This window comes from Pedobacter petrophilus (assembly GCF_009674725.1).
GTDB lineage: Bacteria > Bacteroidota > Bacteroidia > Sphingobacteriales > Sphingobacteriaceae > Pedobacter > Pedobacter petrophilus.
The window spans coordinates 16,545-30,396 of sequence record NZ_WKKH01000048.1 but is presented as its reverse complement, the minus strand read 5'-3'; the positions used below and the strand labels follow the sequence as shown (position 1 = coordinate 30,396).

At 38.7% G+C, this 13,852-nt stretch carries 13 protein-coding genes; 5 read left to right on the top strand and 8 right to left on the bottom strand.

Going from position 1 to position 13,852, the window contains the following annotated elements:
• Window positions 1–303 precede the first annotated feature (303 nt).
• The 3 genes from GJU39_RS19890 to GJU39_RS19880 all read left to right on the top strand — a co-directional run bounded on the left by GJU39_RS19890 (window position 304) and on the right by GJU39_RS19880 (window position 2,436).
• Complete coding sequence (locus GJU39_RS19890; RefSeq protein ID WP_154282756.1) at window positions 304–618, top strand: hypothetical protein; 315 nt, start codon at window positions 304–306, stop codon at window positions 616–618.
• A 104-nt stretch (window positions 619–722) separates the two neighbouring features.
• Window positions 723–1,037 (top strand): hypothetical protein, encoded by a 315-nt coding sequence (locus GJU39_RS19885; RefSeq protein ID WP_154282755.1) that lies wholly within the window; start codon window positions 723–725, stop codon window positions 1,035–1,037.
• Between the two features lie 67 nt (window positions 1,038–1,104).
• Window positions 1,105–2,436 (top strand): sigma-54-dependent transcriptional regulator, encoded by a 1,332-nt coding sequence (locus GJU39_RS19880; RefSeq protein ID WP_154282754.1) that lies wholly within the window; start codon window positions 1,105–1,107, stop codon window positions 2,434–2,436.
• 31 nt (window positions 2,437–2,467) lie between these two features.
• On the opposite strand, the gene GJU39_RS19875 is transcribed toward GJU39_RS19880, so the two are convergent.
• Complete coding sequence (locus GJU39_RS19875) at window positions 2,468–4,936, bottom strand: hybrid sensor histidine kinase/response regulator (RefSeq protein ID WP_154282753.1); 2,469 nt, start codon at window positions 4,934–4,936, stop codon at window positions 2,468–2,470.
• Window positions 4,937–5,061: 125 nt separating this feature from the next.
• Between GJU39_RS19875 and GJU39_RS19870 the strand changes: the two genes are divergently transcribed.
• Window positions 5,062–5,751: a helix-turn-helix transcriptional regulator gene (locus GJU39_RS19870; RefSeq protein ID WP_154282752.1), complete on the top strand. Its 690-nt coding sequence runs from the start codon at window positions 5,062–5,064 to the stop codon at window positions 5,749–5,751.
• A gap of 230 nt (window positions 5,752–5,981) precedes the next feature.
• Window positions 5,982–6,479 carry a DinB family protein gene (locus GJU39_RS19865; RefSeq protein WP_154282751.1) on the top strand — a complete coding sequence of 166 codons (498 nt, stop codon included), beginning with the start codon at window positions 5,982–5,984 and terminating at the stop codon, window positions 6,477–6,479.
• 131 nt (window positions 6,480–6,610) lie between these two features.
• Here the strand turns inward: GJU39_RS19865 and GJU39_RS19860 are convergent, their stop codons facing one another.
• From GJU39_RS19860 to GJU39_RS19830, 7 genes are all read right to left on the bottom strand, one after another.
• Window positions 6,611–7,597, bottom strand: coding sequence for a GDP-L-fucose synthase family protein (locus GJU39_RS19860; protein WP_154282750.1), 987 nt, complete (start codon window positions 7,595–7,597; stop codon window positions 6,611–6,613).
• 1 nt (window position 7,598) lies between these two features.
• Window positions 7,599–8,714: a GDP-mannose 4,6-dehydratase gene (gene gmd / locus GJU39_RS19855; RefSeq protein WP_154282749.1), complete on the bottom strand. Its 1,116-nt coding sequence runs from the start codon at window positions 8,712–8,714 to the stop codon at window positions 7,599–7,601.
• A 33-nt stretch (window positions 8,715–8,747) separates the two neighbouring features.
• The gene (locus GJU39_RS19850) at window positions 8,748–9,461 is read right to left on the bottom strand and encodes an exopolysaccharide biosynthesis polyprenyl glycosylphosphotransferase (protein WP_154282748.1); all 714 of its coding nucleotides are present in this window, start codon (window positions 9,459–9,461) and stop codon (window positions 8,748–8,750) included.
• A 14-nt stretch (window positions 9,462–9,475) separates the two neighbouring features.
• Window positions 9,476–10,792: a WcaI family glycosyltransferase gene (locus GJU39_RS19845; protein ID WP_154282747.1), complete on the bottom strand. Its 1,317-nt coding sequence runs from the start codon at window positions 10,790–10,792 to the stop codon at window positions 9,476–9,478.
• Between the two features lie 209 nt (window positions 10,793–11,001).
• Window positions 11,002–11,574, bottom strand: coding sequence for a WcaF family extracellular polysaccharide biosynthesis acetyltransferase (locus GJU39_RS19840; RefSeq protein ID WP_154282746.1), 573 nt, complete (start codon window positions 11,572–11,574; stop codon window positions 11,002–11,004).
• A gap of 1 nt (window position 11,575) precedes the next feature.
• A complete protein-coding gene (locus tag GJU39_RS19835) occupies window positions 11,576–12,811 on the bottom strand; it encodes a glycosyltransferase (protein WP_154282745.1) in 1,236 nt (411 codons plus the stop codon).
• A gap of 18 nt (window positions 12,812–12,829) precedes the next feature.
• Window positions 12,830–13,843, bottom strand: a complete 1,014-nt coding sequence (locus GJU39_RS19830) for a glycosyltransferase (RefSeq protein ID WP_154282744.1) — start codon at window positions 13,841–13,843, stop codon at window positions 12,830–12,832.
• Between the last annotated feature and the right edge of the window lie 9 nt (window positions 13,844–13,852).

The following is a 13,852-nucleotide window of genomic DNA, read 5'->3' as shown; positions in this document are numbered from 1 at the left end:
GCCGGCAGTTTTGTTTCTTTTGCTGTCAAAAGAAAATAAGCCCGTCCGGCCAGGACAAAATGAATTTATTTAATAATAGACCATACCTCATTCCAAACTCACAAAACCCCATATAACTCCTCAACCTAAAACCAAATCTGTTACCAAATTCCCCAACTTGTGGAATAATTCCCCATAATTAATTTTCTTGCACAAACACAAAAAACTGATTAACAGTTATTTGGTGTTTTTAGACCGCTTTGGCATCATTATGAAACATTAGCAAGTATCGTTACACATATTAAATATTAAAATTTATATCCCATGAAAAAGTTCATTTTATCAGCTACATTCTTAGCGTTCGCAGGGTTCTCAGCAGTACAGGCAAGTGAAGTAAATACAATTAAAAATGCTGCAATTGTTGCAGTTCAAGATAGCGCAGTTAAAACGCCTGTTAAATTGGAAGAACTTCCTGAGCCAGTAACCACCGCATTAAAATCAGACGCATATAAAGGTTGGGAAGCAACTGAAGCATGGTCAGTTAAAGAAGGTACCAAAGAATATTACCTAATCAATGTTAAAAAAGAAGCAGAAACAGGTTCTGTAAAAATAGATAAAGACGGTAAACCAGTTCAATAATCGCCCTCAGAGGCATAATCAATAAGCGGAACCATCGGGTTACGTTCAACTAAACGAATCACGAAACTATTTGATAGTTTCATCACCATTAAATATATAATAAGATGAAAAAATTAATTTTATCAGCTGCGTTCCTAGCCTTTGCAGGGTTCTCAGCAGTACAAGCGAGTGAAGTAAATACAATGAAAAATGCTGCAATTGTTGCAGTTCAGGATAGTGCAGTAAAAACACCGGTTAAATTGGAAGAACTTCCCGAGCCAGTAACCACAGCATTAAAATCTGATACCTATAAAGGCTGGACAGCTACTGAAGCATGGTCGGTTAAAGAAGGTACAAAAGAATATTACATTATTAATGTGAAAAAAGAAGCCGAAACGGGTTCAATTAAAATTGACAAAGACGGTAAACCGGTTGAGTAAACCCAAATATTACATCTACCTAGTATAAGAAAGCCAGTTTTTAACTGGCTTTTCTTATTTTTGCTATATGGCCAAAATCCTGATTATAGAAGACGATACAACATTTGCCCAATTACTTGAAGGTTTTTTGACAAAACACGGCCACGAAATTTCACTGGCCACGCACATTAAACCGTCTTTTAAATTGATTGAAAATGAAACTTTCGATCTATTTTTAATTGATTATCGCCTCCCGGATGGAATAGGTTTCGATGTTATTACACACAATAGAAACCTGGGTATTTCTACCCCTATTATCATCATGACCAGTTTCAATGATGTTCGTACGGCAGTCAAATCCATGCAAATGGGTGCATTCGACTATATCACCAAGCCGGTGAACCCGGATGAACTTCTAATGGTAATTAAAAACTCCTTAACCAAAAAGGAACCTAATAATGTAAAAACCGAAGTTCCTGAAGCAGACTTCATTAAAGGAAAAAGTGCCATTGCCGATCGGTTATATGAACACATAGACCTCGTTGCGCCCACTGATATGTCTGTTATTATTCAAGGTGAAAGCGGTACAGGAAAGGAGTTTGCAGCCAGAACGCTACACCAACAAAGTAAACGTGCTGGTAAACCCTTTGTAGCCATAGATTGTGGTGCTTTATCAAAAGATTTAGCAGCAAGCGAATTATTCGGGCATGTAAAAGGTGCATTCACTGGCGCTTTGAACGATAAAAAAGGTCAGTTTGAAGCGGCAAATGGCGGAACATTGTTTTTAGATGAAGTGGGTAATCTGAGCTATGAAGTTCAGATTAAGTTACTTCGTGCGCTTCAGGAACGGGTAATCCAACCGTTAGGAAGCACTAAACATGTTGCTGTAGATGTTAGAATTATTACGGCTACCAATGATGATTTGTTAAATAGTATAGCCGGCGGAGAATTCAGGGAAGATTTATACCATCGCCTTAACGAATTTAAAATTCAGCTGCCCCCACTCAGAAACCGTGGCAGTGATCTTGAATTATTTATCAATCACTTTGTACAACTTTCCAATCGTGATCTCGATAGAAACGTAAAAAGCATTTCTGCAGAAGCAAAGTCGCTATTACTTAATTACGACTGGCCAGGAAATTTAAGGGAACTCAGCAATGTGATTAAACGCATGGTCCTGTTAACCCCCGGGGAGGTGGCTCAGGTAAATGCGTTGCCTGATGAAATGATGATTTCAGTAAATCAACAAACCATGCCAGGAAGTTCTTCTGATTTAAAGGCAGCGACCGAACAAAATGAAAAGACACTAATAACCGAAACCTTAATCAAAGCCAAGCACAACAAATCAAAGGCGGCAAAGATGCTTAATATCGACAGGAAGACGCTTTATTCTAAAATGGAAAGATATGGGATTGCTTAATTTCTAAGCTTTGATAAATAGGTTCACCTGGTTATTGTGGCTCTAACTCTTCCATCACCGCAATTAGCGCATCCAACTTTTTAAGTTGATTCCTTACTGCATCTTTTCGCTCCTGATTTAAACCATTTTCCGCAATGTCAATTTCCAGTTGTCGCAACGCCTGGGCCAGTGTTTTAGCACCCATTTGTGCAGTTCTTCCGGCAAGCCGGTGAACAATCAACCGGCTTTTATCCTGATCATTTTCTTCAAGGCAGGTTTTCAAAACATCAGCATCAGCTATACAATCCTCCTTAAATCTGGCCAGAATTTTCTCCAGCATTTGCTGATCGCCAAAAGTCATTTTTTCAATAGACGAAAAGTCAAATTCTGGCGGTTCAATTATCAGGGCCTTTTTTTCAAAAATAGAAAGTAAGTCTACCGCACGGAAAGGTTTTAAAATTAATCCATCAAACCCCTCACTTAACACCATCTCCCGCTCTTCTGGCAATACCTGAGCAGTTATGGCATAGAATTTAACATTTTCAGGAAGTTTTTTCTTTAGGATATGACAAAGTTCCAAACCAGTCATTTCAGGCAAACGCATATCTACCAACACATATTTCAGCTGGAGATCGGCCTCTGCATGTAAAATATCGGCAACCTGGTTAAAACTTTTATAAGGAATTTTATTTTTCTCAAAGATCAATCCGCAGAGTTCTAAAATTAACCTGTCATCATCAATAACCCAAACCACACCCGGGTTTACAATAGCATAATGTTCTAAATCCAGTGGATCAATTATTGCCTCCGTACTCTCCTGATAAGTAAGATAGATATTAAAAGTGGTTCCAATCCCTGTTTTACTTTTTACATGGATTCTTCCGCCTTGCGCATCAATTAAAGCTTTAACAATCGGCAGGCCCAAACCTGTTCCGGTTTGATTGAGCACATATCTTTCTGCAGATTCAATCTGTTCAAACTCATTGAATATTTTTGGAATGTCTTTTTCATCAAAACCTATTCCGGTATCTTTAATTGTAAAATTGAAATGAAGGTTTCCCTGCTGCTTTTTACAGGTTACCGCCAGCGTAATCTCTCCTTTCAAAGTAAACTTTACTGCATTACCCAACAAGTTGAAAAGGATTTGCTTCAACCGGAAAGCATCGCCGCGAACAAACTCCACATCACTTAGATTTAAGTTTGTAATAAGGGTTAACGATTTCTGGGCAGCCAATGGGCGGATAACAGATGTAACTTCCTCGATAATTTTTTTAATGTCGAAAACCTGGTCATTGAAACTGAACTCTCCGGATATAATCCGGTTATAATCGAGTACTTCATTTACAATCTGAAGCAAATGAATAGACGATTGGTAAATGGCATCAACATCTTTTTTCTTAGGCTGATCTTGCTGAACAATTAATTCTGCGTAGCCCAGGATAGATTGCAAAGGTGTTCTGATTTCATGGCTCATATTAGAAAGGAACCGCTGCTTGGCCTTACCATGATATTCGGCTAAATCTTTAGCTTCTTCCAACGCTTTGCGGTATTTGTTACTCCTGGTAATATCAGTGAGGATAAGGTAAAGTAAAATGACCGTAAGAAAAAAGAATGTAATGATGATGACTGTAATTTGTGTAATCCCATCATTCACTACCTCTTTAGCCTGAATGCCGTTTAAATCTACCTGCGCCACTGCCTCCCCTTCTACTTCCCTTAAAATTTGAAGCATTTGATTTGTTAAAGCATTACTGGCAGTAGATAAATCTGCTTCACGCTTTAAAAACTTCTGGCTTTTTTGACGTTGCTCATTCTCGATGTTTTTCAAAGAACCCGTCATGCTTTTCATGATACTGTCTTCCGCTTTTGCGTTCAACGTATCGCGTTTCACTTTAAATTCTTCGTTAATGATTTTATAAATGTCAGATTTCTTTTTTCCAAAAAGCTTGCTTAAAAACCCTCTCGATTTCTGTTCCTCTTCTGGTGCAACAGTGGTGGTAGATGTTGTAGTTTCAGTAGTTAAAACAGCACTATCGGTTTGACGTGCCCGGGTAGCTACTAATTCATTCAGTTTTTGAACTTCATTTGAGAAAGATTTAGTGTTTACCAGGGTTTCCCTGACTTTTAGATAAGCGATAAATTGTTTATCACGCTGTACAAGCAAGCTTTTAATAGATTTTATCCGCTTAAGCTGTATGGAATCGCCGGCATAAAGTACCCGGAGGGTATCCAAACTCGACCTTAATCTTCTTGATTCCCGTAAAAAGTTATAATTGCCTTGCTTATTAAAAGCTTCATCCCTTTGCAACTGATCCAGTCTCGCAATTTTATGCGATAAATCATTTACGATTCTTAACCTGTCATTCGGTGCAGAAATTTCCTCAACAGTGTTTAGCATTCTGGTAAAGGCAAACTTGCTGATTCCCCACGCCAATAATAAAGCAAAACAAGCCAATAGAAACCCAATGATTACCTTACTTTTTACTGCCCTGAAAAAACGCTTTTGAATTGCGGCTGCCATGAACTATTGAGTATATGTTAATATTAACGAATTTTTCGCCGAAAAGACATATCAAACATTAGAATACAATACTACCCCCTGAAAGGTTTGATTTATTTCTTAATTTTATAGCAATCCCCTGACACATGAACCGCATCGATCGCCTCTTTGGTATATTAACCTTGCTTCAATCTGCTAAATACATTACAGCAGAAAAGATTGCACAACGTTTCGACATGAGTATTCGTACCGTATACCGCGATGTTAAGGCGCTGGGCGAACAAGGAATCCCGATTAGTTTTGAGCATAACAAAGGTTATTTCTTGGTTCAAGGATATTTTTTACCACCTGTTTCTTTTAATACAGATGAAGCAAATGCCTTACTTTTGGTAGAAAGCCTGGTAAATGGTTTCGCTGATCATTCCATTCGTTCCCATTATTCAACGGCGCTGACTAAGGTAAAAGCAGTACTAAAAACCACTCAGAAAGAGAAGCTGGAAACCTTAAATCAACACATCAAACTGCAGATTCCGGAACGTTTAACCTTTAACTATGGCTACCTTTCGCTTATTCAGCAGGCCATTTCCGAGAAAAGTTTAATTGAATTAGAATATAAGAATGCGAAGGAAGTGGCAAGCAAACGCTGCGTGGAATGTATTGGATTAATTTTCTATGCTTTCAGCTGGCATATGATTGCCTGGTGCCATTTAAGAAATCAATACCGCGACTTTAATTTAACCAGAATCATTTGCCTGAAAAACCTGGAAAAACCATTCTCAAAAACAGATCATATGCCTTTAAGCGATTACATGACCATGTTGCCCGTTAATTTTTAGTAATTCCCTTCCAAATCCCCCCATTAGTTAAGGAATAATATTGCTGTCTTACCAAACAGAAGGACAGCAAATCAGCATGACTAAAAAATAAATCAATTTAATTTTTTGGCACTGCCATAGGGTTGTCAGTATGGCCTGTTTCCTTTGTATCACCAAAACGAAAAACGATGAGCTTCGCCGACTTACTATTAATGGAATTACAAGGAATTGAAAAATTTAAACTAAAACATATGGACATTATCAAAGCATTATTAAAGGAATTTGAATCAGAATTCATTACAACTAAGAAATTTCTGGCACTTGTACCAACAGATCAATTCGATTGGGCACCACACGGGAAAAGCATGAAACTGAAATCGCTTGCGAGCCACATTGCAGAGCTTCCTGAATGGGTTAACCTGGCATTTACAACTGATGGATTAGATTTTGAAACTGCTCCTTACCAGGAAAAAAAGGTAGAAAGTAATGATGATTTACTGAAGCTGCTGGAAGAAAGTTATGAAAAAGGCAGATCAGAATTGGCGCAATCGAGCGTAGAAGATTTTGATAAACAGTGGATTTTGCGCAATGGGGAACATATTTTAGGTGACTTAACCAAGTATGAGATGATGCGCATGTCATTTAGCCAGATCATTCACCACCGCGCGCAACTAGGCGTTTACTTACGCCTTTTAAACATTCCTATCCCCGGCAGCTATGGCCCGAGTGCAGATGAACAAGGCTTTTAATCGAAAAAAAGGCAAAAATAAAAACCCTGGCCATCCGGCGCAGGGTTTCTCAATTGTCCCCAGTGACACACTATAAAAAAAGTGTTTCTTTATTATACTGGATTTACTGTCAGTATAAATTGCGCTGTGTTTTATGCACAAAGCGATTTACTGTCAACAGCTATTTTTGGGTAATCTATCTGTTCTAAATAATCCTGGTAGGCCAGAAAAACACCTTTCTCCAGTTCCACTTTGGGTTCCCAACCAGTATTTTTAATTCTCGAAACATCAAGCAGTTTTCTCGGCGTTCCATCTGGCTTCGAAACATCGAAAATTAAATTTCCATCATATTCCAAAGTTTTAGAAATGGTGGTGGCCAGCTCTTTAATGGTCAAATCTTCACCTGTACCAATGTTAACGATTTCGCTGCTGTTGTAAACCTTCATCAGGTGAACACATGCTTCTGCCAAATCATCAGCATATAAAAACTCTCTTTTAGGCGTGCCGGTTCCCCATACAGTTACCTCGGGCGTGCCTGCATGTTTTGCTTCATGGATTTTGCGAATCAAAGCGGGCAAAACATGAGAATTCTCAAGGTGATAGTTATCATTTTTACCATACAAATTGGTTGGCATGGCATTAATGTAATTCACACCATATTGCCTGGCATAAGCCTGACACATTTTTATCCCGCAAATTTTAGCAATTGCGTAAGCATCATTAGTTGCCTCCAGGGCGCCGGTTAAAAGATATTCTTCCTTTATTGGCTGCGGAGCTAGTTTAGGATAGATACAAGACGAACCCAGGAATAAAAGCTTTTTAACTTTGTTAACCATGGAAGCATGGATCACATTGGTTTGAATGTTAATATTCTGAACTAAAAAATCTGCCGGGTAAGTATTGTTTGCCATAATTCCGCCTACTTTAGCCGCAGCTAAAAAAACGTAATCCGGCTTGTATGTTGCAAAGAAATGGTCTACTTCCAACTTATCCGTAAGATCCAGTTGTTTCGAAGTTCTTTTGATGATATTGGTGTAACCCTGTTTAATAAGGGCTCTTTCTATCGCCGAACCTACCATTCCTTTGTGGCCAGCAACGTAGATCTTCGCGTCTAAATCTTTTAAATCCGTCTGTTCCATATTATTCATATTGATTTTTTATTACGTAACCCGATTCTTTAAGTAACTGGTCTTTTTTGAAAAGCTCCACGTCTGCCTCAACCATTTCACTTACCAGCATTTGAAGGTCATATTTAGGTTTCCAGTTTAATAACTGGTTTGATTTAGTTGGGTCGCCTACCAAAAGATCGACTTCTGTAGGTCTGAAATATTTCGGATCAACAGCAACTACTTCTCTTCCGATTTCCAATTGATAATCCGGATTATTACAATATACCACGAAGCCTTTTTCATCTACACCGGTACCAGAAAAACCAATTTCAACACCAATTTCAGCAAATGCTAATTTCACAAATTCACGTACCGGGGTGGTAATTCCTGTTGCAATAACGAAATCTGACGGAGATGGCTGCTGAAGAATTAAATACATGGCTTCAACGTAGTCTTTCGCATGGCCCCAATCTCTTCTTGCATCAAGATTACCTAAATAAAGCATATCCTGAAGACCCAAACCTATCTTGGCAACACCCCTGGTAATTTTTCTGGTTACAAAAGTTTCGCCTCTCAGCGGGCTTTCGTGGTTAAACAAAATTCCGTTACAAGCATACATGCCATATGCCTCTCTGTAATTTACAGTAATCCAATACGCATACATTTTGGCTACTGCATAAGGCGAACGCGGATAAAACGGAGTGGTTTCACTTTGTGGCACCGCTTGTACTAATCCGTAAAGCTCTGAAGTAGAAGCCTGATAAATTCTGGTTTTATCTTGTAAGCCTAAAATTCTGATGGCTTCTAAAATTCTTAACGTTCCAATACCATCTGCGTTTGCAGTATATTCCGGAACATCAAAACTTACCTGTACGTGAGACATTGCTCCGAGGTTATAAATCTCATCAGGTTGTACCTGCTGAATGATTCTGATCAGGTTGGTTGAATCGGTTAAATCACCGTAATGAAGAACTAAACTTCTGTTTTCTACTTCTGGTCCCTGATACAAATGATCAATCCTGTCTGTATTAAACTGTGAGCTTCTTCTTTTAATTCCGTGTACTTCATAACCTTTTTCTAATAAAAGTTCTGTTAGATATGCACCATCCTGACCGGTTATTCCTGTAATTAATGCCTTTTTTTTCATTGCCTTTTTTATTTAATATTTTTATTTTTTCTTTTAAAATGCGTTTTCATGTCCTTTGAAAACCTGTCTGGCGGTAAGTATGATAATTTTTAAATCAAGCTTATTCGACCAATTTTCTAAATACCAGATATCGTGTTTTACCCGGTTTTCCATCATCTCGTTTCCAGTTGTGTTTCCCCTGAAACCTTTTACCTGTGCCCAGCCTGTAATACCAGGTTTTATGCTATGGCGAACCATGAAATTATCAATTGTTTGTCTGTACTCTTCGGTGTGCTTTAACATGTGTGGCCGTGGGCCAACTACACTCATGGTGCCGGTAAGCACATTAAAAAACTGCGGAAGTTCATCCAAACTGGATTTTCTTAAGAATTTGCCAATATTGGTGATTCGGGCATCATTCTTCTGCGCGTGGTTTGTGTGTGCATGATCGTTAACCACCATTGTGCGAAATTTGTAGCACCAAAATGACTGATCATCTTTGCCCGTCCGCTTTTGCTTAAATATCACTTTGCCCTTGCTATCCGCTCTGATGATAATTGCAATAATGACATACACCCAGCTAAAAGCAACCAAAACGGTTAAACTAAATAAGACATCAAATAGCCTCTTTAACTGCTGCTGAAACAAATATTCACGGTTTACCGCATCAATTGGCGCACTTAAAACAAACTGGTTGTTTAAATTTCCGGCTAATTCGTTTTCGTAATGATCTATAATCGATTCGTCAGATAGATTGAAATTGTTCATGATTGTTTTGAGGCTTAATTATTATTGCTGAAAACCAGTTCTGTTTTAATTTCCTTAATCTTCGGCACGAGGGTTTTTGATTCTTTTCCAGTTTCTATTTCAGAAAATAACCGTTTCAAAATCACATCCCTGTTAAGCTCTCTCATGGCATATGCACGGGCATTATGCGTTCTCGCCTGGTGATCGCCAGAACAGCAGGCCAGAATCGTACTGGCTAAAAGATTTTCATCTTCACAGTTGATTACTACCCCCATGTTATGCTCTTTAATAATTTTATGCAGTGTACTTCCCTGCTCTGCGGTAACAAGCGCCAGCCCACCTGAAGAAAGTATTCCGGCCAGTTTAGATGGCATCATTAAATCGCAGGCATTTTTCTTTTGCAACACCAGGTGAACATCACTCATATTTAAAAACTCATTAAAAATATGAAGGGGTTGTAATGGCAGGAAGCTGATATTTAATAAATTTTTATCCCTTGCAAAATCCTGCAGCTTATTTCGGTAAGGGCCATTTCCACAGATAATAAACTGAATTAACGGATACTGTTGAAAATTATCAGCAATAGAAATTAAACTTTCCAAACCCTGTTTTTCGCCAATACTTCCGGAGTACAGCACAATTTTAGCCTCAGGTTTAAAGCCCCATTGCTTTTTCAGTTCATCTCGCTTATTAATGGGATGAAATTCTTCTACATCTACCCAATTTGGAAACATAAGCACTTTCTTATCAGTCTTCAGTGCTACTTTCTCTAACATCCCCTCAGAAATGGTCGAAACATAGGTGGTTCTTTTAAGGATAAATTTCTCCATTTTCAGCATCAGGCCAAACAATGACTGATTTTTAATCACGCCAAGATCTCTGGCTGCTTCGATTTGCAAATCCTGGATATGATAAACCATTTTACTCCCCTTTATAAAGCAATATAAACTACTTAAAAAGCCGAGATGAAACGGCGGTGCCACACAAAAAACATAATCGCTTTTTGGCTTAAACAGCAGGTAAATCATCATCAGTAAAGAAGTTAAAAAGAAGCTGATGTCGTGCAGAATTCTTTTCTTCCCGGTGGGGGTAGATGGTACATAAAGCGGACATCTGTAAACTTTCAGGTCGCCGGTTTCATTCACCTCTTTCTTATAAAATAACCCTCTGTAAGGTTGTTGAACGCTCCAGTTAGGATAGTAAGGAAATGAAGTAACAACCGTACAATCATATCCATTCTTGACTAACCAATCGATCATCTCTCCTGAATATTTTCCAATACCAGTAAGTTCAGGCGAAAAGTTAATTCCAAGTAATAAAATGCGCTTTTTTGCGGTATTGATTTGTTCCATAAAATTTGTTTTGAGCGAGCACATCCAAAGATTGATGCGTTGGTTATGCCTACTGGTGAGCAGAAAGAGGCAATGTTTTTTTATTTTTTTGAAGATGTTGGTATGGGATGAAGATTATCGCATCCTTCAACACTATTTTCCTGGTGTTGTCAGTTTATCCAGCTAAGCTTTTTGTTTAACCAGATGATCTATCTGTAATGTTCGAAGATTTAATCTGTAATTTTCCTATCCCGGATGTAAACAGCAGGATTTCCTGAGTAAATTTTTCTGGGTTCGAGACTTTTCGTTGCCACAGAATTTACAGTGAGTATAGCGTGTGATAAACATTTAACTCCCGGACACACAACTGATTTTGCACCCACCCAAACCCCATCTTCTAAAATAATTGTACCCAGGCGGTAAGGAAAATTAACCTTATTGTAATCATGGTTTCCGGTAAGTAACATCGCTCCCTGAGAGATACAAACATTGTTGCCAATCTTAACATCGTCGAGGTTATCAATCCAGACCGATTCACCAATCCAACAATTGTCACCAATAATCAACCGCCGTGGGCTCTTAATAATCACCCTTGGCTTAATCATCAAACCCGTTCCCACTTTGGCACCAAATAACCTGAGTAAACCCGATTTTACTGCGCTTGGCCATGGAATGCAGCTGTTAAAAACAAGGTAATTAAAGGGATACCAAAGTACATCCTTCCATTTGCTCCCGGCATTGTAATCTCCAATATCGAATTTCGAAAGGTCACTTTCTAATAAGTTTGCGGTTTGAACACTCATTTTAGTTTAGGTTAGATATTGCATCAACGAATTTGGTTGTGGCCGGTACAGTTGCAAAGTTTTTTGTAAATGAATAAAATGCGTTTTTAGACATCATTCTCTTTGTTTTATAAGAACTTTGCCCCCAAGATTCTAAAAGTTTCTTTGTACCATCGATGGTGTTGCTGGAAACATAGCAGCCACCATCTTCATTAATCTCCCGCCAGATGTTTACCTGGTTAGAAATCAAAACTGGTTTTGAGCAACCGAGTGCCTCTACCACTGCGATTCCAAAATTTTCCTGGTGGCTTGGCAGGATAAAAGCTTCACAACCATAAAATGCTCCCCATTTAGAAAGGCCGGATAACATGCCGGTAAAAATGACAGATTTTCTAAGCAGATGATGTTGATCAACCTGTTTCTGAATCTTTTTACCGAATTCGCTTTCTAAATCAGGCCCCGCAATAACCAGTTTTGGCAATAAACCTGCAAGCTCCGAACGTGGATTTGTTTCCACCGATTCTACAATGGACAAATAAGCATCCAGTAATAAATCGACTCCCTTTTTTTCATTTATTCTACTTAGAAAAAGAATATAAGGTGAGTTATCCAATTGCGGACAACGGCTTTCAAACTCAATTTTCATTTCTTCTACATATACCGGCGGATGTTCTACGCCCAAACCCGTTATATAGGTTTTTTTAGGTTGGTAAGGCTTAAATGGCAGCTTAGCTAAAGCAGCCTCTTCCTCGCACGTAAATAAAATTCCATCGGCCGTGTTAATCAGCTTGTTCTCGATAAACTTCCAATAGAAAGTATTTCTTAAAGCCTTCATTTTCCTGCCCGATGCCCGTTGAAAATAAGGATCAAGCATGCCATGCGGCATTACAAATACTTTAGGCACTTTCTCATCTTTTTTTGATGAAATGGTTTTAATAGCTTTCTGTAAAGAGAAACCCATGTAAGTCCAGAGTCCGTGTACCACTACCTTATCGAAATAAGATAAATTGGTTACAAACCATGATGTAAGTCTTTTATTATATCTCCAGGGTCCTTTTCCACGCCCAAGCGCATGAACCGTAAATGGATCAGACTTAAAGAAAAAAGATTCAGCATCGTCTAAACTAACCACTTCACTATAAATGTTTCTGGTAGATAAACCCGCAACGATTGTCCTTACTGCCTGACACACACCTCCTTCTTTTGGATCCATAGAGGATACTACATGGAGAATCTTTTGCACTGACTGCTCGCTCATTATGATAATATTTAATTTTTAAGCCAAATTGGCTTTTACTAGTTCATTGATTTGATCTATTGCATGCTGGTGATGAAAATGCTGATGAACCATCTGGTAATTTTTTTCTACAATTGCCCTGTATTCTTCCGGATAATCAAGAATATGTTTGATCTGTTCTACTGGCTTTTCCCAATCTACTTCGATAACCGGATTGTAATCAAACAACTCCGTAATCTCTTTCGGCGCTGCTCCAAGAATAACGCATTTTGAAGCCATAGCCTGCAAATAGCGAATGGTTAGCGTAGAAACCGCTCCGGCTAATGCCGGATGGGTAACACAACGTGGAAAACAGATGCAAATCTGCGAATCGGCAAGCCCTGCTGTAAAATCAGCTGTGGTTGGAAACTGAAGTTTCTTTTTCAGGCCGTGAACGGCAACATCATGAGCAGCAGAACGCTCTTGATACTGATAATTAATCTGGTGTTCATGGCAACCATCTGCAATTACTTCGTGGTATTGCTGCCATGATCTGCCAAATGAAAGTATATTGATAGATCTGTCTTTCCATTCTTTATGCTGGTAGGCGTGCACATCTATGGTTTCCGGTACCCAGTGCACCTTACAGTTGCCCAGGTTTAACTTTTTAAAATGCTCCGTTGCCTGATAAGAAGAAAGTAAGAGAAGGTCTAATTTACTTTTGTTCACCAATTCCTCCACGCGTTTAAAATCAGGCTCCCAAACATCATAAGTCCACAATACCCGCAAATCACAATTGGTACCATAATATGGAAATGTTTTTGCAGTGAGGTAGTAATAATACGGCAGACCCAATGACAGCACTGCACCTTTAATTTTCACCCGTTTTAAAACCTGGTTTAAAAGCGCCTGGATAAAAGAATAAAACCGGAGTGAAAACGACCGGGGATTAAAAAGTTTCGGCCCGCGTTTTATCGTCCAGCTACTTTTATCCTTACAATAATCTTCGAAAGCTAATAAATGTGAAATATCCGGACTTGCTTTTGGAATTTGCGAAGTAACTAGCGTAACCATATATAAATT